Here is a 24,800-nt window from a genome sequence, read left to right as displayed (position 1 = left end):
CCCCTTTATAAGGGGAGGGTTAGGGTGGGGTATTTTTATACTTCATTAACTTGCAATCTGTTGTATAAGCACTAAAGTGTTTACTACAAACCGAAGTGTTAATTACTGCCGAAAAATTTCTACTTTTTCTAACACTACCTCTTGATTCGGACGATCTCTAGTTGTAGGCACATTAGCAATCTTGCTAACAATATCCATACCTTGAACAACTTTACCAAAAACACTGTGTTTTTTGTCAAGGTGAGGGGTTGGTGCTTCTGTAATGAACCATTGCGAACCATTAGTACCGCGTCCAGCATTAGCCATCGACAGGATACCTGCACCAGTATGTCTCAATTCAGGATGAAACTCATCCTCAAATTGATATCCCGGGCCGCCAGTACCCCACCGACTGGCTGTATCTAGATAACGACTCAGAGGATCGCCACACTGAATCATAAAATCAGGGATGACTCGGTGAAAGCGAACCCCATCGTAAGCTGGAGTTCCCTTACTAGATTGACCAGTTTTAGGGTCTTTCCAGTCGATTGTTCCGGTTGCTAGACCGACAAAATTTTTGACAGTGTTGGGGGTTCGTTCTTCTTCCAAACGAACTACAATTTCACCCAAGGAAGTAGTTAAACGAGCGTGCAGCGTTCCATCACCGGGAATATTAATTTCTGGAAAATTCATGAGATATCCTATTTTGAAAATTGCCAGTGTTTGACCTACGATAAGCTTATCAGCATTCAAGTTACAGGTTTACAGATTACGAAAAAACTGAACCAAGGAAACTTTAGAAAACAAATATTTTACTCTGGCAAATTTATCGCTGGATTACGGCTAAAGAATCCTCTAGGAACTAACTTAAAGCCAACTCGGTGAACAGGCATCACAGGCCAATCTTCCGATCGCGGAATATGAGTTACGCCTATTGTGTACCACAGTACGATATCTTCACCCAGCAAAGACTCATTGTCTAAGATATATTTTGGTAAACCCTGTTGGGGTTTCGTCTGGTTCGGATAATCGCCCCCAGCATAAAGTTCAGTAGGTTTATATTTTGTTACCCAGAGGTGATGAGTTGCAAATTCTGCCCTTTCCCGGATTTTTGAGCCTTCCACAGGGAAAAATATGGAATTTCCTTCAGGCATCAGCATATATCCCGGTGCAGCCCCTAAAACATTCTTTTTGTCGGCACTAACAATCATCCATTCTCGACTGCTTTTCATGTTCAAATCGCGCACAGCAGCCGTTTCTTTGGCTAGTGGAGTTTCTGCAACTGCGATCGCATTTCCTAAAGGATTTTTCTCATCCATCGGCAAAGCATTTACATTCATTTCCATTACAGAATTAGCTTGGCCATCGACATCGAAATCTAGGCGATAGTTGAAAAAGTGCTGGTGATTTACTCCAAAGATATTCTTTGCAATTAGCTGACCATAAGAATCATCATCAGATTGCTTTTGGGCAGCCGTTCCTTGCGTCAGTATAATGCCCGTTAATTCATTTTGGACTTCCAAAGTCCCATCCTGGTGAAAGATCCAATTGATGCCGTAATCATAGTTATCAATGGCTACCGTCATCTTCATCACTAATTCTCGACTGCGACGGACATCATTACGCTGGGTATTATACTCATAGTGTTTCCACAGCATTCCGTTATCGCGCTCGTAGATGCCGATAACCCCTGGTATTTGATAAGGTTCTCCCTGTTCATTAGCAAATACAGCATTTAGTAACAAGCCATTTTCGGGAATTTCTTTACCTAATTCCATCGTATTTGCTAGTAGACCTAAGTTGTATTCTCCAACATCAAAGGCATTTCTGAACGACCAAGTAGGTTCAGGATTTCCATAAGGTACTACCATTTCTGATAGGCTAGCGCGGTATAAAACTGGTCGAATCTTTTCCTCGTCATTATGCGTCACTTGGTAGAGCATTAATCCATTACGAGGATGCATTGAATAGCGAAACTTCCAATCTTGCCAGCTAATTTCATTGTCTTTTATCTGGAAACTTCTACCATTAGGTTGGAGGATTTTCAATGCTTTAAGTGGTGACAGCAATTTGCCCAATGACTTGACATCATAATTCCAGTTTTCTTGAGAGAAAGGTACGTTTCCTTTATCAACAAAACTGGCAATTTTACCCGTGTTCAAATTGACTGTTGCTAAGACTCCTTCAATCGGACTACCGTAATAGTTCCAGCCTTTTCCTTTGTAGTAAGATAAGCCGCGACAAAGACGATTACCTGTTGCTTCTTCCTGTTTGCTCAGAATTCCTGGTGCCCACCAACTAATTTTGACTTGCTCAAAATCAGTAATTCCCCGCCTTTGCATTGCTTTTTGCCATCGAGGATCGGCTTTAACCACCTGAGTTGCTAGCTCATATTCTGAATTCATGCTCGCAGGTTGAACAGACGCTATTTCTTTCCAAGAACTTAAGGTTTTGCTTCTCAGATCAACAATTCCTTCAAAGGTTTTGTTTTGCGATCGCTCATAGATTACCAAAAAAACTTTTCGCCCAAAGACTTTACCAGGTGTAAAATTTAGAACTTCTTCTTTATCTGGTTCTTGTAAAGCAATAAGTGGAAAAGCTGCCATTTCGCTCAAAGTTTTCTTACTTTTGATAATCGAAACAGCTGTGCTAATTTCTACCTCGGTTAGTGAAGTGAGAGGATGGGAAATCGAAGTCTGTTGAGCCGTCAGTGTTTCCATTAATCCGATTGAGATAGAAATGACAACAATGATGGCAATAGCTAGCCATAAAAAACGCTTTAGCCGCTTAATCATCTTTTACATTTTTACAAAAGACTTATAGTTATCTATTTCCAACCTTAAGAGTGAAAACCGATAAATTAAGAGGCTAAAGCTAAATTAATTTGTTAATAACGTAAGTTGCTAGTTAGTGTCCATAAACTGTATCTAAATAATACAAAAAGCTAGGTTTTAAGTACTGCTAAATACCAAAAAATAAAATGTTGTACTTAAGTAAAGGCACTTTTTAATAACTAGCAACTTGGGTTAATTAGTATCCCCGATTTTAAGGTAAACCACATCTAGTTTGCATATCTAAAATTTATATAACTTTTGTGGGTGGGTAGCGTTCGACTGACTTGTACTGAACGTTGTCATTGGCGTAGCCTCTCGTAAAGAAGTAGCGCTCACGCCGAAGTCTTGCGCACCCGAATTATGCAAGTTAAATGTAGAACAGCTTAAAACCCTATCAATCTAATCAATTGTTAGCTTTACATTCAAACGTGGGAACACTGTATAGAGGGATTCATGGGAAATTGGAGTATATTGTTATGCAGCAAACAAATTCAGGTATAGCATACATTCTTTGGTGTTTATGCTTCTTTGGGATCTGTGGTGGGCAAAGATTTTACACCGGACAGATTGGTAGTGGTTTGGTATACCTGTTCACAGTCGGTTTTTTTGGAATTGGTCAACTAATCGATTTGGCTCTCATTCCTGGTATGGTTGAAAAGCGAAATATTTATCTGCGTGGGCTACATGGTAATGGAACCCCTAGTGTAAATCAATCAGTTACGTTGAACATTGGTGAGATTCCACAACTTAGACAATTACAAGCAATAGAGCCGTCAACATTATCTACAGGTAGTCCAATGCAAAAGCTGCTTAAGGCTGCAAAGGAACATAATGGTCAACTTTCCATCGCTCAAGCAGCTATGTATACTGAGTTAGAATCAGAGCATCTCAAAGAGTTACTTCAAGAGGCAACGAAGATGGGGTACGCTGAGGTCAACAATGATCCAAACACTGGAGCTATCCGTTATCACTTTGATGTCTAACTTTTAGGATTGACATACGGGCAAGGGAGAATTTACTTCCCCCTCTCTCTTCTCTCTCTTTCATGCCCAATGCCCTACCCAATCTATGCCGAAACCAAACGGCGTAAAGATTCAGCACGACGTTTAGCAATAGAGTTATTTGGAGCAAATTTGAGTGCTTCTTCGTAACTTTGTAAAGCCTGAGTTGTTAATTTTTTCTTCTCGTAGGCATGACCGAGATTATTCAATCCTGTTACGTAGTCTGGTTTAGCTTTTAGGGCTTCTTTGTACTGACGAATTGCTAAGTCATATTGCTCTTGGGTAAAATAAACATAGCCCAACCCGTTGTAAATGGGGGCGATATTTTCTTCTTCCTCTTCTTGGGCAGCTTTGAGAGCTTTTTGAAATAGCGCGATCGCTTGAGAATACATTTTTTTTTCTGAATAAATACTGGCTAACTCATAATATTCTTGAGTCGTACCCTTTTCTTTCTCTAACTTCTTTCGCAACTTTGCAAAAGAGCCTTCAACCTTGCGAGTTTTGAAAATCTGGCGAGAAACACTCACGGCTGCAATTGTGAGTATAACCACCAAAATTGAGAGATAAACAACGGCTAGACTGTTATCCATTGCTGCAAATACAAATATTATAAAGTTTGTTATTTGTCATTTGTCCTTTGTCCTTTGTCATTTGTTCTTTGTTATTCGTTAATGATAATAACTAATGACCAATGATCAATGACTAATGACCAATTTACGGTAAACCCCAATATTCAGAGCGTTGCTGGAGCCAACCTTTTTCTAAATAACGAGCGATCGCTTGATTCACGTTTCGTCTTAATTCATCGTACTGTAATCCCTTGGGCATTACTACAGCCAAAGGTTCAGTTGATAACTTAATTGCCAGTAGCCGATATTGAGGATATTGTTGTACCCAGCCGCTTAGAACACTAGCATCTGCGGCAAAGGCAAAGGCTGCATTATTTTCTATTCTTTCTCGCGCTTCTTGATAGGAATTCACTCCTACTAACTCGGCGTTTGACAGATAGTATCGCACTTTAGCAATGGTGCTGGAGTTGTTAAGTACGGCAATTTTTTGTTTTGATAGATCGCTCAACTGCTGCACAGATGCATCTTTTGTAACTAGTACAGTGCCATCCAAATAGTAGGGAACGCTGAAACTAACTATGCGGGCGCGTGACTCGGTTGCTGTGACTCTAGCGATCGCAAAATCAACTTTCTTGTCTAAGACTACAGACAGGCGATCGCGATTCGCTACAGGTTGAAATTTTACAGCTTCGGCTTTACCAACCAAGTCAACTGCCAAATGCTTTGCTAAGTCAATTTCTAAACCTTGCAAATTCCCGTTGTCATCTTTAAATCCCAAGGGACGCAAGTTATCTTTCACAGCAACAGTTAAATAGCCGCGCTGCTGAATTTTTGACATTTCGGCAGCAGACGCAGTTAATCCTGTTCCTACTAGAGAAAAGCAAAAAATCCAAAAGATAGTGGCGGATAATACCAGATGTAACCGAGTAATTACTTGCAATTTGTTACATCTGTTATACATCCCTTACCACCTTTATTTTTTAGTTTGAATTGCCAATTCAGCAACTTTGCCGAAGCTAGCTGGATCGAGAACTGCCAATTGCGCCAACATCTTGCGATTTAGTTGGATATCAGCTTTTTTCAAGTTACCGATCAACTGGCTGTAACTCAAGCCGTGTTGCCTGGAAGCAGCGTTGATGCGGGCGATCCAAAGGCGACGAAAATCGCGCTTTTTCTTTTTGCGATCGCGGTAGGCACTACGTAGCGCCTTCATCACTTGTTGGTTGGCAGTTCTAAACAGAGTTGAATGGGAACCGCGAAAACCTTTAGCTAGTTTGAGAATTTTATTGCGGCGTTTGCGAGCTACATTACCGCGTTTTACCCGAGTCATAACTTATTTCCTAAAATACTTACAAATATGGGAGCATCAAGCGCACGTTAAGTTCATCGCGTTCATGTACAAGCGTACTCTGGCGCATACCACGTTTTTTATCAGAAGATTTATGTTCTAAAAGGTGGCTTTTGAACGCTTTACGACGGACGATTTTACCGCTACCAGTGGCACGAAATCGCTTTGCCGCGGCTTTACGAGTCTTTAGTTTAGGCATGGTCTAGCTTTGATTCGACACGATCCATTATTATATACTATTAAAATTGCTATAACTGCAATTAAATAAAGGATTTAAGCAACCGCGATCGCTACAAAGTTCTAAAACGCGATTTGGTGGCAAGTTTTTGGAGCGATCGCGAGGCTTATACGAATGGTAAAAATGACTATATCCGTGCTTTGATGGTCAAAGCACGGAATGAGGATATGGGAAAAAGCCAAAGTCATTGATTTATTTAACTTTTTTCAGTGGCGTTGGCTTTGGGATCTAAAATTATTTGCGAAGTGGATTTATTCACATGGTAAGTCCAAGATTGCTCTTTAACCTTGACAATCACTTCCCAACCTTCCACGGGGTCGTACTGCTGGGTGCAGACTTCGCCAAAGTTGAATTGACAGAGATTACCAAAGGTTTTTGGTGTAGTTTTAGTAATTTTTAAATCAGCAATTTCTACCCCAGAACGGCTTGAGGCATCGCTCAAAATTGCATCTGCGATCGCCTTGGGCAATGTTTGTAAAGTAATCACTTTCGGATCTAAAACGATTTTCTTGCTAGATTTATCTACATGGTAAGTCCACGAATCTTGACGGACTCTGACAACTACTTCCCAGCCTTCAATGGGGTTGTATTCCCTGGTACAAACTTCTCCAAATTTGAACTCACAGGGATTACTAAAGGTTTTTGATGTGACTTGGGTAATCTCTAATTCCCGTTTACGTTGACCGGAACGGAAGGATGCATCTCCTAAAATTTTATTAGCGATCGCTTTCGGCAACTCGTTTATTTGTGATTGGGATAATTGAGTGTTTTCAGTGAGAGGTATAGCTCCAGCAGAATTGTTTTCAATAAGTCCGAATCCGCAAGATAGCAAGCTTGTCAACACCAGCGTCAAAAAAATTCCTCTGGGTGACTGGAAGGTGCTTTTAATTACGGCAGATGCTTGGATGATTGATTTCATATATCTTGATTGTTAAAAATTGAACGGATAATATCGCAATTGCGATCGTAATTTCTTTGACGTTGCACTCTCAATTCAGTTTCCTTATAAGGAGTGGGGGAGAGGAAAGCCGGGGAGCAGAGGAGCAGGGAAGCAGAGGAGCACGGGAGAATAATTAATAACCAATGCCCAATGCCCAATGCCCAATGCCCCATCCCTTATACTTGTTTGCTGATTGCCGCTAAATTCACAACACATTCAGGAAATTGGCGTTTTAATGCTGGAAACACTGGACAAGGCGCTTGTTCTTGTAAATTATCCGGTTTACTCCAAGTAAAGGGAGCTTTCTGCGCCGCAGACATCCACAACAGAAGTTTTGCTCGTGTCATGGCAACATAGAGTAAACGATACTCTTCAGATGTTTTCAAATTTTTTGCCACCTCCCATGCCTGACTAACATCCGGTATGATAGATTCTTCGTGGAGAGTAGCGCGAATTTGGGCGCGGGCTACTTCTGATAAGGTAAAATCGCCTAAAAATTGGCTTTGGGGAGGAACCCAAAATCTGCCAGGAATCAAGTTTTCGTGGAGAAAGGGAAGAAATACATAGTCCCAATCTAGCCCTTTAGCTTTGTGCATAGTGATAATCGTCACTTGACCGCGACGGGTATAACGTTCTTCCGAATCCTCGGTTTCCACTGGTTCAAACCGTTCGGAACTAACGATTTCACTTAAAGCTGAAAGCATTCCCCCCATCGAACTATTGCCAGCTATCTGCTGATTTACCCGTTCTGCGAGTTTATCAGCAGTTGCCAATTCTGCCTGGTCGTAATTTAAGGTCAAGGCGAGAAAGGAAATTAGCTGGTAAAGAGGCAATTCTAAACGAGCGCGGAGTAAGCTGCGACATAAGCGGGCAGCTTTTTGTACTGTTTCTGGCTGGGGTTCTGCTAGGGGGCCAGGATACAAAAACTCTTCTGGCAGACTAGCAAGGGCGTTGAGGTCTTGGGTAGGAATTAATTGGCGCTGTACTAATGCTTCTAGGGCAGCTTTGAGGTAATCGGGGGAGTGGGGGCGATCGCAAAATTGCAATAATGCCAAAATTTCTTGGGGGACATGGGAACGGCGATCGCGTTCTCCGACATCGTAAAGTGTAATTTTATGCTCTTTGCACAGAGGTGTCAGAGCCTCTGCTAACCATCGTCCTTGACGATTTTCTCGGACTAAAATCGCGGCACTATTTTTTGTTGGGTCTTCACCAAATAACTCAATTACTCTTTGAGATAACAATTCAACAGTGTGATGAATGTCACGCGGTGTATAAAGTTCTAATCCTCGTCCTACGGGTGCGGGGTTGGCATTAGTTTGCGGATCGCCAACTTCCACAGGGCGAATTGTCTGCAAGCGAAATGGTACTTGTCGGTTGTCAGGAGTCTGTTGTTTATTGTTGGTTTTGGTTGTTGCTAACCACTGATTATTGATCCATTTGAGGGCAAAGTTAGCGGCTTCAATGATAATTCTAGTACTGCGACCAGCTCGATCCATAGTTGCCAATCGTTCGATGCGATCGCACTCTTCGCAAAATTGCCGGAAATAAATCGGATCGGCTGGAGTAAAGGTAGAGTTAATTGCCTGATTAGGGTCGCCAACTCGGACTAAATTGAGTGCTGAGTGCTGAGTGCTGTTAGCGGTAGCGGGGCGTTTAGCCCGTGCTGAGTTAGGAGTTAGGAGTGGGGAGTTGGGAGTTAGGAATGGGGAGTTAGGAGTTAGGAGTGGGGAGTTGGGAGTTAGGAGTGAAGAATTCTCTTGCTGATATTCCCCATTACTTGCCAAAATTTCTAATAGCTGCGTCTGAAGAGGGCTAGAATCTTGAGCTTCGTCTTCAAAGACGGCGAATATTTGGTTTTGCTCGATGTGACGGGCACTGTCGTTTTCTAAAACGCGCAGCGCAGCTAAAATCATATCGTCGTAGTCAATGAAATCACGCGATCGCATTAAGTTTTGATATTGCTCGTACAATCCCGCCGCTATACTCAAAATTGCATATTCGTCTGTGGTTTGTTTACTCCACTCCCGCAACAATTCTGGCGATATCCCAGAACTTTTTGCTTCATGAATTACCGTATTAGCCAATTCTGGCAATACTTCTGTTCGCAGCACTGATTGACGACGCAACCTTTCTGTCTCTTCTCCGTCAAATTGATGACCTTCCAATAACCGCAAATATACTCCTGGATGATTTGCAATCCATTGTTCTACAGCCGTTCGGATAAAGCGGTGACTTTGGGTTGGCGTAATTAATATGACATTTTCTAACTGCAAACCCGACAAATCAGAATGGCGGTTAGCAATGTTCAATGCTAAACCATGTAAGGTATAGACAAAAAAGCCCGTCTGAGGTAGAGATAAATCATCTCGTAAAAATTTGCGAATCTTCGCTTTAATATTGGCAGCAGCGGAGCGAGTAAAAGTAACAACTACCAACTGACGGCGGGAGGATGAACGCTCATATTGACGTGCAATTGCGATCGCCGCCGCCGCCGCCATCCCAGTAGATTTGCCTGCACCAGGAACGGCTGAAATAGCCAAAGGCCCAGATTGCCAATCAGCCATTTGCTGCTGTCCAGGGCGGAGACTGTTGCGGATTGCAAGAATCTTCTCCTGCAAAGAAGGAATTAGCGATCGCTCAGACAATTCTGAGTCGAGTAATTCTTGAACAACAGGAGCAGTAAATTTAGAGTTGGACATATCAAATTATATATTTTAAATAGATATTAAATTTAATTCCCAAACCGCAGATATGAATAATTTTCGGTAATTCTTAATCCCAAATTACTCCACCGTTCTTGTTTTAACTGTTCTAGTAAACGACCTGCATCAAATGCGTGTATATATACTTAAATAGTGTGTCAACCCCCTGACTAAATATATAACGCTTGATTAATTTGTTTAGTTAGGGGATTGTTAAGAAAATTAGACTAGCTCTTTGACATTTTGCCGTTCGTCCACAGTTGATTCACTAAAAACAGCTACATACAACCATCCTGCCAAAATAGCCCCCAAAATCGGGGCTATCCAGAACAACCAGACTTGTGAAAAGAGTCCTACACCTGCAAATAGAGCAACTCCAGTACTACGGGCAGGATTAACCGAGGTATTGGTTACAGGAATACTAATCAGGTGAATTAAAGTGAGTCCAAAACCAATTGCTAGTGGTGCAAATCCTTTAGGAGCACGCCTATCTGTTACACCCAAAATAATCAATAGAAACATGAAAGTCATCACAACTTCAGTAATGAAGCAAGCAAACAGCGTGTAACTACCTGGTGAGTGAGTACCGTAGCCATTAGTGGCCAATGGGTTAGAGCCAGTTAAGGTAAATCCAGTTTTGCCGCTCGCAATCAGGTAAATAATGCCCGCAGCAACAACTGCACCGATTACTTGAGAGACGATATAAGGTAGTAAGTCAGATCCTGGAAAGCGCTTACCTGCCCACAGTCCAAACGAAACAGCTGGATTGAAATGACCACCAGAAATATGACCAAAAGCATAAGCCCCTGTGAGGACAGTAAGTCCAAATGCCAAAGATACACCTACTAATCCTATACCCAATGGAAAAGAAGTATTCTCGCTGATTTTTGCAGCATCTGCTGTGTAGGCTGCGGCTAGAACAGCACTACCACAGCCACCTAAAACAAGCCAAAATGTGCCGATAAATTCTGCCAAACAACGTTTTGTAAGAGACATTTTTGGAAAATTCCTTGTTCTGCTACAAATGAGTGATAGTTACGTTACACAATGTTTAAGAGGATGTTTGAAAAGTCATAATTGGTGTATCAACGTTTTTTTACCCTACCCTAACCCTCCCCGTATGTATTGGGGAGGGAACTAGATTTTCCAGTTTCCCCCAATACATCGGGGGGATTAAGGGGGGTAAAAATTCGATTAAAATCACAGCCAACCACTTTTCAAACAACCTCTAATACCAATTCGCAATTCGCAATTCGCAATTAAGAAACCTAGATTCAGTAAGACTTTCGTGATTTATATCTGTTGCCTCATTTTGGAGAAATTGGTATAAGTCATTCTTGTCAACAGAAAATCTATTGCCTTCGTTGCGTTATGAAACTAAATCGAAAAAAATAGGAATTTTTTTCTCAAATAGTTAATTGTGGTGACAGAATAAGAAAATACAGCAAAAGCTAAAATAACAAAAAAAAATACCTAATTTCTTAAGGATTTTGCTCTCATAATAAATTTGTTGCAATACGGTTGGTCTTAGCTTCAAAAACCTTAAACTGTGTAGCTTGTTTATCTAGTAATGGTATCAAGGCAAACCCAAAAAATCACCAAAAATGTTGGGCTTAGTTCTTCAAACCAACTTACGATTTTCATTAACTCAACCGTGTTGAGATTTTTGCTTTAGTTAGTTTAATTTTCAACACTCCCATACCTTTTGATGTGGGAGTGTTACGCAGTTAGCTCGTCTAAAATTGAATTTATTCGTCAATCTGCCATGAATCCTTAGTTAATTCTTCATCCAGAATTTTCTTAGGACGCACGATGATAATAATTTGTCCTAGTAGAGGAATTTCTGGCTCAGTTTCAAACCACTGAAAATCTAATTCACCACCATTTTCAACGACAAAGTAGCTAGAGGCATCCCATTCTCGTTGGGCACGATCTATTACTACTACGACTGGCCCTGTTTGGTTTTGGGTTTGGATGGGGAAGCGATCGCTATTTGCTAAAATCACTACTGGATCTTCTGCCGCCAATAGCACTTGCCAACCTGGTAAGGGCACCCAAGCTTGCTCTCCAGAAAACTTGACCATCCGAAATGGTTCAATTTCTGTCAGTATGGGCACAGCTTGCAAGTCTTGCCGCGATAATGGCAACTCGCCTACTACAGGCAAGATTCGGGGTAACTGTTCTTCAAATTCCAGGCGGTAAAAGGGTAAAATTGGCGCTGGACGTTGGGGAACGGTAGTAAAATCAGTCAGTAACTGTTCGATTTTTTGCCTTGCACCTGGCGTGTGAGCAAAACGCAAACCTTTGGCGATTAGACGCGATCGCTGTTGTAAATCTGCATTTTGGCGTGCCAGTTTCCAAACTTGGTAGGCAACAGCATCCCCAGGATGGGCAGAAAACCCTTCTGGCAAAGTGCGGAAATAGGAGAACTCTTTAATTGCTTTTGCCACTTCCTTCACCTCATCGGTGTCAAGTTTGTGGACAAAGATCAGTTCGGCGGCGGCGGCGCGTTCTTCTTGAGTAAGCAAACGCAGCTCGTATAAAACATCGCTGCCGCGTGTGGCATAGTGCGATCGCGTTTCTTGCGATACTCCAAACTTTTCTAAAGAATTGTAAACTTGAGAACCAACAACCACCTGATTTTGTTGAATCGGCTCAAATCCAGTCGCCTCAAAAATTTCTTGAGGGTTGTAACCGGTTTTTAACAACGAGGCGATCGCGGTTCCCCATTCCACCCAGTTGCCTTGTTTTTGCCTCAACCTTCGCAGTAACTCTTGTGCTACATCGTTGGTAGTATTATCTTCGGGATTCTGAGTGTTGGGTGGTAAATCAGTCATAATCGGAGTGCGAGCTTCAACTTGAGAGGCTAATTAACACCTCATGAGCAAGTCTTATTCTAATCTATACCCAGACCTACACCTCATCCGCGATCGAAACTGCCATAGTTTCGCTAATTTAGTTGGTTTTTATAGCGCAACATTTTTTAATTCAGATATTTGGGCAGACAAATTTCCTCTGTAGCGCTCACTATTAGCGTTCTAAGATATGCAAAATAACTCCGTATAAACCCTTGGCAGTCTTCGGCTATTCTCAACTAAACTTGGTATGGAATATAACAAGAGAGTGAATATTTAAAGGAAATATCTTATGAATAAACCCAATCTCGAAATTGATAAAGTCCAATCTCAAGTTATGACTCTCGAACGACCAAAAAAGCTGAAAATCTTGGTAGTTGACGATGAACCAGATAATCTCGATTTACTTTATCGCACATTTCGACGCGACTTTAATGTTCTCAAAGCTGATAGTGGGGTAAACGCCCTACAAGTTTTGGCAGCAGAAGGTGAGGTAGCGGTAATTATCTCCGATCAACGGATGCCAGAAATGAAAGGGACTGAGTTTCTCAGCAAGACTGTACCTCAGTTTCCCGATCCAGTGAGAATTATTCTCACTGGATTTACTGATATAGAAGACTTGGTAGAAGCAATTAATGCCGGACAAGTTTACAAATATATTACCAAGCCTTGGGATCCAGGCGAACTGAAGGCAGTGGTGCAAAGAGCAGCAGAAACCTATGACTTGCTCAAGCAACGTACAGAAGAATTACGCCGTGCTCATGCTCAAATGGCGCTGCTGAGTGTTCTGGTACAGGTAACTCAAGCCGCTTCTAGCTTAGAAGAAACTCTTGCTCCCATTGCTAGGGCTGTGAGTGAAACTTTTGGGGCAGAAGGCTGTATTCTACAACTTACAGATGGAAATATTCTAGTTGCAACTCAAGGAAGTTACAGCGAGACAGGTACAATAGAAAATTGGCTATCTCTTGACCCACTAACTAGGGAAGCGATCGCCACGGGACAAATGCAAGTTTCCTTAAATGTACTTAAAGACACTAAATTAGTTGATGCGATTCACTACCAGAATACGGGTGTGCAAGCACATTTAGTGATCCCAATTAGCTACCGCAATCAACTTTTGGGTGTATTGTCGCTACAGTGGAAACAACCTTGCACTTTGCGAGAAGATGAATTGGTGCTAATTAATTTATCAGCACAACTGGTGGCGATCGCTCTGACTAGTAGTAGTTGCCATCAAACCACTGTGTAGTTGTCATTTGTCCTTGGCAAATGACAAATGACTAATGACCAAGGACTAATGACTTATTGACCAATGACTAACGAAATTCAGTCCATTTTTAACCGTATTGCTCCAGTTTATGACCAGTTGAACGATTGGTTGAGTCTGGGACAGCATCGAATCTGGAAGGAAATGGCAGTAAAATGGAGTGCAGCTAAACCAGGAGATACTGCATTAGATTTGTGTTGCGGTAGTGGTGATTTAGCTTTACGTTTGGCACGGCGTATCGGAGCAACAGGACAGGTGTACGGTGTAGATTTTTCCCAAAACCTGCTAGAAAACGCTAAAGAACGCTCCCAAAGGCAGTATCCCCAACCTGCTATCAGCTGGGTAGAAGCTGATGTCCTCAATTTACCCTTTGACGACAACCAATTTGATGCCGCAACAATGGGCTATGGTTTAAGAAATGTTAAAGATATTCCCCGCAGTCTCCAAGAGTTATACCGGGTTTTGAAACCGGGAGCTAAAGCCGCAATTTTAGACTTTCATCGACCGAGTAATCCTCAGCTACGCGCCTTTCAGCAGTTGTATCTGGACAGTTTTGTAGTGCCAGTTGCCAGTTATTTAGGCTTAAAAGAAGAATATGCTTACATCAGTCCCAGCTTAGATCGCTTTCCTATTGGTAAAGAGCAAATAGAGTTAGCTCATCAAGTTGGTTTTGCTGTTGCCACACACTATCCCATTGCGAACGGTATGATGGGAGTGCTGATAGTCAACAAAAATGAGTGAGGAGTTAGGAGTTATAAGTCAGAAATTATGAATTATCAGTACTGATAAATTCTCGTTTAAAATTTATCATTCTTAACTCCTCACTCTTGTACAGACGCGATTAATCGCGTCTCTACTCTTAACTCCTAACTTTTTTAATTCTTCCCTTGGACTGGTCTCATCTTTGGCTTTATGTGTCTCCCCCGGTACTGGGTGGAATTATTGGCTATTTCACAAATGATATAGCCATCAAAATGTTGTTCCGTCCTTACCGAGCAATTTATATCGCTGGACAAAGAGTACCCTTCACCCCTGGATTGATCCCCCGCAATCAGGAACGTCTGGCTAAGAACATTTCCAATACAATCATGGGGTCACTGTTGACACCACAAGAATTACAAAATCTGGCGCGGCGTTTGTTGCAAACAGAACGCGTGCAATCAGCAATTCTCTGGTTGTTGCGGTTGGCAATTGAACAAATTAAAACAGATCAAAACGAGAAAAGTGCCAAAATTGTAGCGGGAATTTTGCGGGATTTACTAGGAGAATCCTTGCCACGATTACTTAAGGTTTTAGCGCGGCGCGAAGATTTTTTGGAAGTGCAGATCAATCAAATTTTTGACCAGATATTGCTGGAATTTCAACTGAGTGAAGAACAAGCTACGCGGCTTGCTGATTGGTTGTTGCAAGTCGTTTTACCGCCGGATCTTCTCCGCCAAACGATAGTTGATTTTTTGACCGATCGCACGATTCAAATTATTGATGAAGGCTTCCGCGAAAAAACCAGTGGAACTTATTGGGTAGTAGCAAATTTGTTTGGTTTACGTAATACTCTTACACGGCTACGAACTTTTTGTTTAGATGAAAAAGAGGCTGCTAATACTCGCTTGCAGGAATTGACTCAAGATTTGCAGATACGCGATCGCATTCGGAAATTACTGCAAAATTTATCATTACAAAACTTGCCAATGGGGACAGTGCGTCAACTACGAAAGACCACCCGCGAAAGTGTCCGCCATTACCTGCAAAACAGTGGCAGCGATTTTTTACAAGGATTAACTGATTCTGTTGATTGGCAAAATATTGCTGTAGTGCTGCTGAATCGTCTCAGTACTTCACCCGTTGTCAGTACTTCTTTAGAAGTCATGAGTCAAGAGTTGGCTCTAATTTTAGAGAAGTATTTGGAAAAAGATTTAGAAGCAATTGTGGCGCAGGCAATTCCAATTTTGTCGATAGATGAAGTGATAGTTGACCGGGTAAAATCAACTTCACCGGCTGATTTAGAAGCTGCAATTGAGGGAATTGTGAAAAGTGAATTGCAGGCGATTGTCACTTTAGGCGGTGTTTTGGGTTTTGTTGTGGGGTTATTCCAAACAGTGTTTTTATTGTTGGTTCAACAGTAATATGGTTAATTTTTAATGAATTTTTAGTCATTTTTTTTGATTGCTTATATCTTCGACTAAAAGCTCTTGAATTAAATCTAGGGCTTTATTTAGCTTTATTTCTTTGGAAGCAATAGCGGCACGAATTTTAACTAGTAGGATATTTTTGATATTAATCGAGTATTTTTCATTTTTTCTAATTTTAAAAAAAGATGTATTTTGTGCTATTTCTTCTAAAAGTAGCTTCCAATCATTACATCCATTTCTTTTTAATTCTAAATCTAGTAGGTGAGAAATCTTACGGGCAACTTCTTCTTCTATAATTGCTGGATCAATAGCTAGACCAATAGAAGAGTAAGCAGCTTTTCTGATAGTTTTTTCTGTAATTGATATTTGCTGACTTAATTTATAAGAAAAAAATATTATGGTAACGCTAAGAATAAAAAGTGCAATAGGGATTAATATATTTTGACTGCTTCCTTGAGCAGTCAATAAATAGGCTATAGAAAAAAACGCTGAAATTATAAAAAAAGCTCTGAGATACGCAAAACCTACAGATATAAATGATATATTTTTTAAATTAATTATACGCATTTCTTGTTTATGGCTTAATAATCCTCTTTCAACTTCATATTCCTGCAATAAATAAAAACTTTTAATTGGGATAATTGGTACATAACCTATCATAAAAAACTGAGTGATAAGTGGAGTTGATTCAAATGCTTTGATTGCTCCAAAAGTTTTTGTACCAATTGGTATTCTTACCATATATATCTATAAAAAATCTAGTTAGGTCTACTTTTAGTAGTGCCAGTCCAGTATAAATCCTAAAAAAGCGATCGCCTAGTGTGCCAAGCGATCGCTTCTCAAGGAATTTTGAAAGAGCATCGCTTAACTCAAAGAAGCGATCGCATTCTTAGCCAATATTTATAATGAATTACGAATTCCGCCCAGTGCTACTAGCCTTCAACTTAGGATAAGCAATCCGTTTGTGATGAAATTGCTGCCAAACATCCACAAATATCTGGGCAATTTGTGACATTTCTTCCCGTTTTAGTCCTGAATCTACGAGTTGATTGTCTTGCCATTTGGCACGCAGAATATTATTTAGCATTGTTAAAGCTTGTTCGCTGGAAACATCTTTGAGCGATCGCTTCTCTCCCACGGATTTAGCCGATACTTGCAGCGATCGCAGCGCTGCTTCGCAAGAATCTGCTAACATGACAATTCCGGTTTCCCGTGATTGGGGAATTGGGCCATCGTAGCGAAAATCTGCCTCATCTACAGTTAAACTTGGATCTGACTGAGCCATTTGCTGGGCTTGGTGATGGAAATAAGCAATCAGCATCGTTCCCTGATGTTCTGGAATAAAAGCTTGAATCGCCGTCGGTAATAGGTGTTTACGCGCCATTACCAACCCTTGAGTTACGTGCTTTTTAATAATTTCTGCACTCTTCCAAGGGTCTTTAATCTCAGTATCGTGTTTATTCGGCCCCCCCATTTGATTTTCAATAAAGCCAAGAGGGTCATGCATTTTGCCAATATCGTGATACAATGTTCCAGCCCTGACTAGTTCAACATTGCATCCTAATTCTTTGGCAGCAGCTTCAGCAAGAGTAGCTACAAGTAAGGTATGTTGAAAAGTTCCCGGAGTTTCGGTAGCGAGTCTTTTTAATAAAGGGCGATTAGGGTTCGCCAGTTCTGCTAGGCGAATTGGGGTAACTAAATCAAAAACTTTTTCTAGATAAGGACTTAAACCCAAGGCGATAACACTCCAGCCTAAGCCGGATAAAGCAAATAATCCCGCTTCTTGGAAGACAATATACCAGGTTGAACCAAATACTTGACCAATTAAGATTTTAACAATCAGGTAAATGCCACCCTGAGTTAAGGCGATCGCAACGCCTAATAATGCCAATTCTTCACGCGATCGCAATCGTTGGGCAATGTAACTACCTAATATTCCTCCTCCTACACCAGCTAAAAGCGCAGCCTTGCTCATATCCAAGCTAATGGCTAATATCGGCCACAGTAGGCCGACAACTGTCAACCCCAAAGTTGGGCCGTAAAAGCTTCCCAACAATAAACCAAGGGCGCTCCAGGTGGTATAGGGCAATCCGATTACAATTACTCCTGGCACACTCAGAGTTAGCAATAACACTAATAGGCGATCGCGTTGTCGCAATTCGTAATCAATATGGCGTTCTACCCAGACAAAAATGCCAATAGCGATCGCAATAACGCCTGCTAACTTCACCAACTCCTGCCACTTTATCTCCCGACGAATCAGATGATAATACTCCAGTACCTCAAAGTTCCATGCAGTAATCTGCTCTCCTTTTTTGACAATTACCTCACCATGCCGTACCTTCACCATCGCACGTGGCACATCAGCCGCAGCCTTTTGAGCGTTTTGTCTGGTTTGTTCTTCATCTTTTTGCAGATTCGGCTTGAGTACAGCTAACAACAGGTTCTTTGCCAATGTTTGGGCGGATTCTGGTACAAAGGTCTGTAATTGTAAACTCACCGCATCTTGTAAGATACTTTTTGGCAGTCCCTGTGGAATGCCTTGGGTGAGAATCCGTTCTATACTCTGATGGATTCCCATTTGTGTTTTTTCCCATTCCACATCTGACAAATCCAAAAGTAGAGATTCCTCGTATACTACTTCTGGAGTAAGAGTCTCTAACTGTAAAAGTTTGGCAGTAGCTTGGGTATATCTTTGGCGTGTTTGAGAAATTTGGGCAATTAGTAAAGACAAGCTTTTCTCAGAAGATGTCAGGCGGTAAGATTCTAGTTCTGCTACAGCTTGAGTAAAATCAGTGTTTTGAGAAAATACTGGCTCTGTCTTTTCTAAATTCTGGGTATCAGATTTAGATGTGATGCGTGGCTGGCGTTTTTGATTGGGTGCAGCTATGGATGATGGACGGGATGAAGCGGTGGTTTGTCCGATTCCCTTTTGCTGCTGATTTTTACTCTTTTTTACAGCCGATAGTAGTGCTTGCCATTCCAACTCAGGACAAGAACGGAGGTAACGTTGGGTAGAGATGGATAAAACGACAGCATCAAAAAAAGGAAAAGCTCCAGCGACAGCGCGAATTTCGTTGCCATCATCTAGAAGTTGTTGCAAATTTTCGTTGATTTTTTCGTTGATTCGCGTATCAAGCATCAACACCTGTAAGGAGCTTGTGCTGACGGCTTTGCGCTCGGCTTCGGTTTTTTTCTGATCTTCGATGCTAGCTGTGTAAGGTGCTGTAATCGTTTGGGGCGCGGGATGTCCTACTTGGATTTGAGTCTGATTGTATAATTTATGCCCAATAATAGCTGTGAGGGAGACTACAGCGATCGCCAAAATCACCGAGTAACGCTGTTTATATACCCAATCTAAAGCGACTGCATAAATACTACTCTTGGTTTTAACCGATTTTGCCTTTGACCTTAACGCTCTTTCTTGTTTTCGGCGTTCGCTTTTCTCATTGGTTTTTGATAAAAACAGGAATACATTCTTGAGCATAGTCCTTAGAAGTTCCCTTCTATGGGTTTTACCTTTGGGACTTCTCATTAACTTTCCCTTACGGCGTAGTGTTTTGTACTGTCGCCGCCACTGATTCAATTGCTGGTTCAAGAATTGCAAAAATTTATGCATTTTCATTATCTCTACCTGCAATTGCCGACTTTGATAGTTCAAAAAAAGACAATCATCAGGAAAGTTCGATCTGCGGCGGCTGCAACTCGGTGGCGCAGCTTTTTTATTGCTGATTTGCCACAATAGTTAGCTACAGAATCAGTCTAAGGGTTTACTGAAAAATTTTAGTATATGAGACTAATACACTGTGGCGGAAGTTTGCCTACTTTTAACCCCTTATCTGGTTAGTTTAAGAATAACGCGACCGAATAACGCGAGGAGCTGCGTAAACTGAAAGCAAAGCCACCTCACATCCCTCCTCTGTTAACTCTTTTGGGTTTAAGGTAAGATTATACACTCCTGACCACACCCCCACAAATGTATCGCTCAATTCTAACATTTGGGAAAAGCTAGTTAGTCCCCATACTAGAGAATTCCTCTGCAAGAGCAAGACTTGCCAATTTACAGGAATTCCGCTTATACCGTTATATGCTCCCGACAAAGCACCAGTAATTGCACCTGTAGCCTGTGAGCTTAGAAGCGTAGCATCTTGCACTTGAGAATTATCATTGTGAGTAGCCTGTAAAACTGTGAGGCGAAAGTCTTCTAACGTACTCAAAAAGCAGTAGAATGCCATAGCAATAGTGTTACTAAGTTTTTCTTCCTTAGCAAACTCAGCTTGCGTCGTTGATAATCCTGCCCCTTGCTCTAATAAATTCTGGACTCTTAAAAATTTTTTTGGTATTGATGTTGGTGTTTCTCCGATAAAAGAAATTGTTTGTGAGATAAGAGTTAGAGGGTCGAGTTTTTCAGTTAGGGCAAGAGCGATCGCATATCCTATTGCTAGCGTTCCATCCCTGATTACTGGGTCATCTTCCCAGATTTCCAGTACACGCAGCAAGTTTTGTCGGAGCTTAATCGGATTTTCGTGAAAGAAGAGTGCTACTGGTAATGTGGCAATAATTATTTTTATCGAGATGTCATCAGTTGCTACTAAATGAAGAGATTCTTCTTGCTGACGTTTTATCCAATCATCTAAATCTAATCTACCCAATGCAATCAAACTCTGGATACCCAGAACTGCCATGCCTAAATCTAGGTAACTCTCATACTGTACTTTATTACCAACTAAACTTCCTCCCAGGAATGCTCCGAGTAAAGTTCCTTTAAACCGACTTATAGGAGAGTAACGCATAAATTCTGTAGTTAAAAGTGAGGAATGAGGAGTTAATGAAATATTACTAATTCCCAACTTTACTACCAACTACCATTTCTAACTCTTATACAAACGCGATTAATCGCGTCTCTCCTAACTCCTAACTCTCAAATGATCTATCAAAGCTTGTAAACCCAATAAGTAACTTTGAACACCAAAACCACTTATTTGTCCGATCGCTACTGGGGCGATGTACGAATGATGGCGAAAATCTTCCCGGCGGTATATATTGCTCAGATGTACTTCCACTGTGGGCAAATTAACAGCAGCGATCGCATCTCGTAATGCCACACTTGTGTGGGTGTAAGCTCCTGCATTAATCAGAATTCCCTGATGTTGCCCGATCGCGCCATGAATAGTATCTACCAAAATTCCTTCATGATTTGACTGCAAGGGAAAAACTTTCGCCTGTAATTTGAATGCTTCTTCTTCTAACAGGCGGTTAATTTCAGCTAGTGTCAACGAACCATAAATTCCTGGTTCTCGCTGTCCTAGCAAATTTAAGTTTGGCCCGTGCAGTGCCAGAATATTTAAGGGTTGCAACGTCGAGTTTACCACTGTGGGGTTAGTGGCGACGGCGCGAGCGATCATTCACGGGAATCGGAATCAGTTCCGGTTCCGGTTCAGCCTCTGGCCCTAATAGGCTTTCGATTAGCCTACGAGCTAATTCCTTAAGCTTTTCCAGCACCTTTTCTATATAGTCCATGAACTGATCGCTCCTGAGATACTACCTCAATTTTTGATTAACAGGTACGCAGAAAATGACATACTTTCGCACCTCTGGCTTTTCCAATCGGGCTGATATACAATCCCATATTTGGGACATCAGCCACTTCTTAAATTCGGCGTTGTGTTTTCCCTTACTTTTTAGAGTATCACACTTGAACCTACCGAACTGTATCCTATCAAGGATGGATATCAAGGGTCAAGACTTAAAAATCGGACTTTAGATAGACTCTTGAGTAGGAATTTTAGATTTTAGATTTTGGATTAAGAGAATTTTAGGGTTCATACCTCGCCCATTATGGACAAAATAAATCTAAAATCTCAAAGACGCTCCTTCTCCCAAGGGGAGACGCTGACGCGAACGTCACTAACGCTACGTTAGCGTCAATCTAAAATCCAAAATTGTTTGAGTTGCCACTAGCCTTCTGTGCCTTTTTTCTTGGCAGTGGTTGTTGATGATTTAGCAGTTGACTTAGATTTGGAACTCGTTGATTTACTCGTTTTGCGAGTCGATTTCCCAATCGAGGTCTTAGCTGCCAACAAGTTCAGCGCCGCCGCCAGGGTTACATCTTCTACCGTTTGACCTTCTGGGATACTGACATTAGTTTTGCCATGTTTAATGTAAGGCCCATAAGGGCCATCGTAGATATTAATTGTTTCCTCGTCCTCTGGATGCTTACCCAATTCGCGTAAGGCTGCTTTGGACTTGCTGTTGGTGGAACTGCGTCCCTTTTTTGGTTCTGATAACAATTCCAATGCACGTTCTAAGCTAATTGTCAATACATTGTCAGCAGCTTTCAGAGAGCGGTAGTCTTTCCCCTCCTTACCCTGGTCATGAACCACATAAGGGCCAAAGCGTCCTAAACTTGCTTGGATTTTGCCGCCAGTAACTGGATGAACCCCTAACGTGCGGGGTAGTGCCAACAGACCAACAGCCATTTCCAGGGTAACGGTTTCTGGGGTGACACCTTTGAGTAGAGAGGCTTGTTTCGGTTTGGGGTTTTCGTCGGTTTTGTCACCCAATTGGACATAAGGCCCGTAAGCACCAATTTTCACATAAATTGGTTCGCCAGTTTCGGGATGGCGACCTACTTGGTCGGGCCCAGTGGTCTTTTGCCGCAGCAGAACTTCTACCTGTTTGGGGTTGAGGTCAGCTGGCGTCAGGTCTTTGGGAATTGAGGCGGTAATAACTCCCTCACCATTTTCGACTTCAATGTAAGGGCCATATTTCCCAATGCGGACTTTGGCATCTAGATTTTCCAGTTCTACAGTCCTAGCTTTGGTGGCATCAATTTGACTTTCCTGCTCTTTTACCAGCGTTTCCAGCCCTTTTTCTCCTAGATAGAATTGCTGCAAGTAGGGTAGCCATTTCGCTTCACCTGTAGCAATGTCATCAAGGGTTTGCTCCATCTTCGAGGTGAAACTGGGATCAACAACGTCCGGGAAATGTTTCTCCAGCAAGTCGGTGACGGCAAAAGCGGTGAAGGTGGGAATGAGAGCGTTAGTCACTAAATGGGCATAACCCTTGTCGATGATTGTGCCAATAATGCTGGCGTAGGTACTGGGACGACCGATACCTTCGCTTTCTAAGGTTTTCACCAAAGAAGCTTCGGTGTACCTAGCTGGGGGTTGGGTTTCGTGCCCAACGGCTTCTAGCTCTGTACAATTCGGATGATCGCCTACTTTCAGATTCGGCAAAATTACTTCCTGGTCTTCCAGTGCTGCTTCCGGGTCGTCTGAACCTTCAACGTAGGCACGTAAGTATCCGGGAAAGTCAATGCGTTTGCCAGAAGAACGGAATCCAGCATCCTCGACTTGCAATTGCACGGTAATTTGAGTTTGGCGGGAATCAGCCATTTGACAGGCGACAGTCCGCTTCCAAATCAAATCGTAGACAGCAAGTTCCCGACCGCCCAAACCAGTTTCTTGGGGAGTGCGGAAGCTGCTACCTGCTGGACGAATTGCTTCGTGCGCCTCTTGTGCGCCTTTGGATTTGGTAGTGTATTGCCGGGATTGGGGACTGAGGTATTGTTGACCGTAAAGCTTTTCTACACAACTCCGAGCAGCTGCGATCGCTTGATCTGACAAATGTACCGAATCTGTCCGCATATAGGTAATATACCCTTGTTCGTACAAATTCTGGGCAACGCGCATGGTGTCGCGGGCTGAGAGGCGCAGTTTCCGGTTAGATTCTTGTTGCAACGTCGAGGTAGTGAACGGTGGCGACGGTTTGCGCGTCACAGGGCGTTCTTCGATGTCGTTAACATTCCAGGTTTTCCCAGTTAAGCGTTCTTTGAGCGCTACCGCTTGTTCTTCGTTGAGTAACAAGACATTGCGACCTGCGATAATTTGTCCGGTTGCGGCGTCAAAATCGCTGCCATTAGCGATTTTGGTTCCTCCCAATGTTACCAATTGGGCAGCAAAGGGGGTTTTTTCCTTGGACAAACTAGCTTTCAAATCCCAGTATGTACCCTCATGGAAAGCGCGGCGTTGGCGTTCCCTAGTGACTAAAAGCCGCACAGCTACAGATTGCACTCGCCCAGCAGATAATCCCCAGGCGATTTTTTTCCATAGCAGGGGAGACAGGGTATAGCCCACAAGTCGATCTAAAATCCGCCGCGTTTCTTGGGCGCGAACCAACTGCTCATCAATATTCCGGCAGTCTTTAAGAGCTTTTTTGATTGCCTCTTGGGTAATTTCGTGAAACACCATCCGCTTAGTCGGAACTTTTGGCTTTAGCAATTGGTATAAATGCCAACTAATGCTTTCACCTTCCCGGTCTTCGTCCGTTGCCAGAATCAGTTCATCTACATCTTTGAGGGCATCTTTGAGCTGGGTGACAATTTTCTTTTTGTCTTTCGGGACAACATATACCGGTTCAAAGTCGGCGTCCACATTTACCCCTAGCTGCGCCCATGATTCCCCTTTGACGGCAGCGGGAATTTCACTAGCCGACTGGGGGAGGTCACGCACATGACCCATAGACGCCTCCACCCGATAGCCTGATGGCAGGTAGTTGCGAATGGTACGAGCTTTGGTTGGAGATTCGACGATGACGAGAGTTGACATGGAAATTTCAATAAAAAGAAGAGCTACTAAGCAAAACAGTCAAATTGAGGTAACTTTTGCAAATTGTCAAGATAAATGGTCGCGCTTAGGGCGGTGATTTAATCCTCACATAAACTGCCTGCTTGGGAGAAAATGCGCTGAACTGAGGGCCCAGTCTTTCTCAGAGGATAGAGGAGGGTAACGCTGGGTCTGAATTTCCAGCTATTTCAATCTTTAACTTATCTAACGCATAATTGGCGACTACAGTTTTCAAAATACCCCGCAAGAAGTGTAATACGTCAATTGGGGAATGGGGAATGGGGCATGGGGAATAGGGAATGGTGAAG

20 protein-coding genes are annotated in these 24,800 nt (G+C 42.2%); 4 read left to right on the top strand and 16 right to left on the bottom strand.

Translation table 11 applies throughout. The annotated features are described in order from the left end of the window. Nucleotides 1–102: 102 nt before the first annotated feature. Nucleotides 103–672 carry a peptidylprolyl isomerase gene (locus ACFE93_RS26860; protein ID WP_375477893.1) on the bottom strand — a complete coding sequence of 190 codons (570 nt, stop codon included), beginning with the start codon at nucleotides 670–672 and terminating at the stop codon, nucleotides 103–105. 119 nt (nucleotides 673–791) lie between these two features. Continuing rightward, nucleotides 792–2,774 carry a primary-amine oxidase gene (locus ACFE93_RS26855; RefSeq protein ID WP_375477891.1) on the bottom strand — a complete coding sequence of 661 codons (1,983 nt, stop codon included), beginning with the start codon at nucleotides 2,772–2,774 and terminating at the stop codon, nucleotides 792–794. A 515-nt stretch (nucleotides 2,775–3,289) separates the two neighbouring features. Here ACFE93_RS26855 and ACFE93_RS26850 point away from each other — a divergent pair. Next, nucleotides 3,290–3,796, top strand: a complete 507-nt coding sequence (locus tag ACFE93_RS26850; protein WP_375477889.1) for a TM2 domain-containing protein — start codon at nucleotides 3,290–3,292, stop codon at nucleotides 3,794–3,796. Between the two features lie 83 nt (nucleotides 3,797–3,879). Here the strand turns inward: ACFE93_RS26850 and ACFE93_RS26845 are convergent, their stop codons facing one another. The 8 genes from ACFE93_RS26845 to ACFE93_RS26810 form a co-directional block, all read right to left on the bottom strand. Further along, entirely contained in the window at nucleotides 3,880–4,404 is a 525-nt protein-coding gene (locus ACFE93_RS26845; RefSeq protein WP_375477886.1) for a tetratricopeptide repeat protein, read from the bottom strand. A 124-nt stretch (nucleotides 4,405–4,528) separates the two neighbouring features. Next, nucleotides 4,529–5,344, bottom strand: a complete 816-nt coding sequence (locus ACFE93_RS26840; protein ID WP_375477884.1) for a transporter substrate-binding domain-containing protein — start codon at nucleotides 5,342–5,344, stop codon at nucleotides 4,529–4,531. 12 nt (nucleotides 5,345–5,356) lie between these two features. Further along, complete coding sequence (gene rplT / locus ACFE93_RS26835) at nucleotides 5,357–5,713, bottom strand: 50S ribosomal protein L20 (protein ID WP_375477882.1); 357 nt, start codon at nucleotides 5,711–5,713, stop codon at nucleotides 5,357–5,359. A 19-nt stretch (nucleotides 5,714–5,732) separates the two neighbouring features. Beyond that, complete coding sequence (gene rpmI, locus ACFE93_RS26830) at nucleotides 5,733–5,930, bottom strand: 50S ribosomal protein L35 (RefSeq protein WP_104908269.1); 198 nt, start codon at nucleotides 5,928–5,930, stop codon at nucleotides 5,733–5,735. 235 nt (nucleotides 5,931–6,165) lie between these two features. Continuing rightward, a complete protein-coding gene (locus ACFE93_RS26825) occupies nucleotides 6,166–6,888 on the bottom strand; it encodes a hypothetical protein (RefSeq protein WP_375477880.1) in 723 nt (240 codons plus the stop codon). Between the two features lie 197 nt (nucleotides 6,889–7,085). Next, nucleotides 7,086–9,611 carry an ATP-dependent helicase gene (locus tag ACFE93_RS26820; protein ID WP_375477878.1) on the bottom strand — a complete coding sequence of 842 codons (2,526 nt, stop codon included), beginning with the start codon at nucleotides 9,609–9,611 and terminating at the stop codon, nucleotides 7,086–7,088. A 225-nt stretch (nucleotides 9,612–9,836) separates the two neighbouring features. Then, nucleotides 9,837–10,610: an aquaporin Z gene (gene aqpZ / locus ACFE93_RS26815; RefSeq protein WP_375477876.1), complete on the bottom strand. Its 774-nt coding sequence runs from the start codon at nucleotides 10,608–10,610 to the stop codon at nucleotides 9,837–9,839. 752 nt (nucleotides 10,611–11,362) lie between these two features. Further along, entirely contained in the window at nucleotides 11,363–12,451 is a 1,089-nt protein-coding gene (locus tag ACFE93_RS26810; RefSeq protein WP_375477874.1) for a RuBisCO accumulation factor 1, read from the bottom strand. 310 nt (nucleotides 12,452–12,761) lie between these two features. Between ACFE93_RS26810 and ACFE93_RS26805 the strand changes: the two genes are divergently transcribed. The 3 genes from ACFE93_RS26805 (at nucleotide 12,762) to ACFE93_RS26795 (ending at nucleotide 15,859) form a co-directional block, all read left to right on the top strand. After that, nucleotides 12,762–13,718 carry a response regulator gene (locus tag ACFE93_RS26805; RefSeq protein WP_375477872.1) on the top strand — a complete coding sequence of 319 codons (957 nt, stop codon included), beginning with the start codon at nucleotides 12,762–12,764 and terminating at the stop codon, nucleotides 13,716–13,718. Nucleotides 13,719–13,781: 63 nt separating this feature from the next. Beyond that, nucleotides 13,782–14,477 carry a bifunctional demethylmenaquinone methyltransferase/2-methoxy-6-polyprenyl-1,4-benzoquinol methylase UbiE gene (gene ubiE / locus ACFE93_RS26800; RefSeq protein ID WP_375477870.1) on the top strand — a complete coding sequence of 232 codons (696 nt, stop codon included), beginning with the start codon at nucleotides 13,782–13,784 and terminating at the stop codon, nucleotides 14,475–14,477. Nucleotides 14,478–14,623: 146 nt separating this feature from the next. Continuing rightward, a complete protein-coding gene (locus tag ACFE93_RS26795; protein WP_375477868.1) occupies nucleotides 14,624–15,859 on the top strand; it encodes a DUF445 domain-containing protein in 1,236 nt (411 codons plus the stop codon). Nucleotides 15,860–15,886: 27 nt separating this feature from the next. Here ACFE93_RS26795 and ACFE93_RS26790 read toward each other — a convergent pair whose 3' ends face one another. The 6 genes from ACFE93_RS26790 to topA form a co-directional block, all read right to left on the bottom strand. Beyond that, complete coding sequence (locus ACFE93_RS26790; RefSeq protein WP_375477866.1) at nucleotides 15,887–16,606, bottom strand: hypothetical protein; 720 nt, start codon at nucleotides 16,604–16,606, stop codon at nucleotides 15,887–15,889. Nucleotides 16,607–16,775: 169 nt separating this feature from the next. Further along, nucleotides 16,776–19,490: an HD family phosphohydrolase gene (locus tag ACFE93_RS26785; RefSeq protein ID WP_375477864.1), complete on the bottom strand. Its 2,715-nt coding sequence runs from the start codon at nucleotides 19,488–19,490 to the stop codon at nucleotides 16,776–16,778. Between the two features lie 223 nt (nucleotides 19,491–19,713). Beyond that, nucleotides 19,714–20,658, bottom strand: coding sequence for an ADP-ribosylglycohydrolase family protein (locus ACFE93_RS26780; RefSeq protein ID WP_375477862.1), 945 nt, complete (start codon nucleotides 20,656–20,658; stop codon nucleotides 19,714–19,716). Between the two features lie 114 nt (nucleotides 20,659–20,772). Continuing rightward, on the bottom strand, nucleotides 20,773–21,270 hold the full coding sequence (gene aroQ / locus ACFE93_RS26775) for a type II 3-dehydroquinate dehydratase (RefSeq protein WP_375477860.1): 498 nt from the start codon (nucleotides 21,268–21,270) through the stop codon (nucleotides 20,773–20,775). After that, nucleotides 21,245–21,385, bottom strand: a complete 141-nt coding sequence (locus tag ACFE93_RS26770) for a hypothetical protein (RefSeq protein WP_012410890.1) — start codon at nucleotides 21,383–21,385, stop codon at nucleotides 21,245–21,247. The genes aroQ and ACFE93_RS26770 overlap by 26 nt, the downstream gene beginning before the upstream one ends. Nucleotides 21,386–21,822: 437 nt before the next feature. Further along, nucleotides 21,823–24,474 (bottom strand): type I DNA topoisomerase, encoded by a 2,652-nt coding sequence (gene topA, locus ACFE93_RS26765; protein WP_375477858.1) that lies wholly within the window; start codon nucleotides 24,472–24,474, stop codon nucleotides 21,823–21,825. Nucleotides 24,475–24,800 lie beyond the last annotated feature (326 nt).

Source organism: uncultured Nostoc sp., from assembly GCF_964247315.1.
In the GTDB taxonomy this organism is placed as follows: Bacteria; Cyanobacteriota; Cyanobacteriia; order Cyanobacteriales; family Nostocaceae; genus Nostoc.
This window is presented reverse-complemented; position numbering and strand designations above follow the sequence as displayed.

Excerpts from the sequence above, each read along its gene's own strand:
- aroQ (WP_375477860.1), bottom strand. The coding sequence starts at position 21,270 with ATGATCGCTCGCGCCGTCGCCACTAACCCCACAGTGGTAAACTCGACG.
- ACFE93_RS26790 (WP_375477866.1), bottom strand. The coding sequence starts at position 16,606 with ATGGTAAGAATACCAATTGGTACAAAAACTTTTGGAGCAATCAAAGCA.
- rpmI (WP_104908269.1), bottom strand. The coding sequence starts at position 5,930 with ATGCCTAAACTAAAGACTCGTAAAGCCGCGGCAAAGCGATTTCGTGCC.
- rplT (WP_375477882.1), bottom strand. The coding sequence starts at position 5,713 with ATGACTCGGGTAAAACGCGGTAATGTAGCTCGCAAACGCCGCAATAAA.
- ACFE93_RS26820 (WP_375477878.1), bottom strand. The coding sequence starts at position 9,611 with ATGTCCAACTCTAAATTTACTGCTCCTGTTGTTCAAGAATTACTCGAC.
- ACFE93_RS26770 (WP_012410890.1), bottom strand. The coding sequence starts at position 21,385 with ATGGACTATATAGAAAAGGTGCTGGAAAAGCTTAAGGAATTAGCTCGT.
- ubiE (WP_375477870.1), top strand. The coding sequence starts at position 13,782 with ATGACTAACGAAATTCAGTCCATTTTTAACCGTATTGCTCCAGTTTAT.
- ACFE93_RS26805 (WP_375477872.1), top strand. The coding sequence starts at position 12,762 with ATGAATAAACCCAATCTCGAAATTGATAAAGTCCAATCTCAAGTTATG.
- ACFE93_RS26860 (WP_375477893.1), bottom strand. The coding sequence starts at position 672 with ATGAATTTTCCAGAAATTAATATTCCCGGTGATGGAACGCTGCACGCT.
- ACFE93_RS26810 (WP_375477874.1), bottom strand. The coding sequence starts at position 12,451 with ATGACTGATTTACCACCCAACACTCAGAATCCCGAAGATAATACTACC.
- ACFE93_RS26825 (WP_375477880.1), bottom strand. The coding sequence starts at position 6,888 with ATGAAATCAATCATCCAAGCATCTGCCGTAATTAAAAGCACCTTCCAG.
- ACFE93_RS26850 (WP_375477889.1), top strand. The coding sequence starts at position 3,290 with ATGCAGCAAACAAATTCAGGTATAGCATACATTCTTTGGTGTTTATGC.
- ACFE93_RS26780 (WP_375477862.1), bottom strand. The coding sequence starts at position 20,658 with ATGCGTTACTCTCCTATAAGTCGGTTTAAAGGAACTTTACTCGGAGCA.
- ACFE93_RS26855 (WP_375477891.1), bottom strand. The coding sequence starts at position 2,774 with ATGATTAAGCGGCTAAAGCGTTTTTTATGGCTAGCTATTGCCATCATT.
- aqpZ (WP_375477876.1), bottom strand. The coding sequence starts at position 10,610 with ATGTCTCTTACAAAACGTTGTTTGGCAGAATTTATCGGCACATTTTGG.
- topA (WP_375477858.1), bottom strand. The coding sequence starts at position 24,474 with ATGTCAACTCTCGTCATCGTCGAATCTCCAACCAAAGCTCGTACCATT.
- ACFE93_RS26785 (WP_375477864.1), bottom strand. The coding sequence starts at position 19,490 with ATGAAAATGCATAAATTTTTGCAATTCTTGAACCAGCAATTGAATCAG.
- ACFE93_RS26845 (WP_375477886.1), bottom strand. The coding sequence starts at position 4,404 with ATGGATAACAGTCTAGCCGTTGTTTATCTCTCAATTTTGGTGGTTATA.
- ACFE93_RS26840 (WP_375477884.1), bottom strand. The coding sequence starts at position 5,344 with ATGTATAACAGATGTAACAAATTGCAAGTAATTACTCGGTTACATCTG.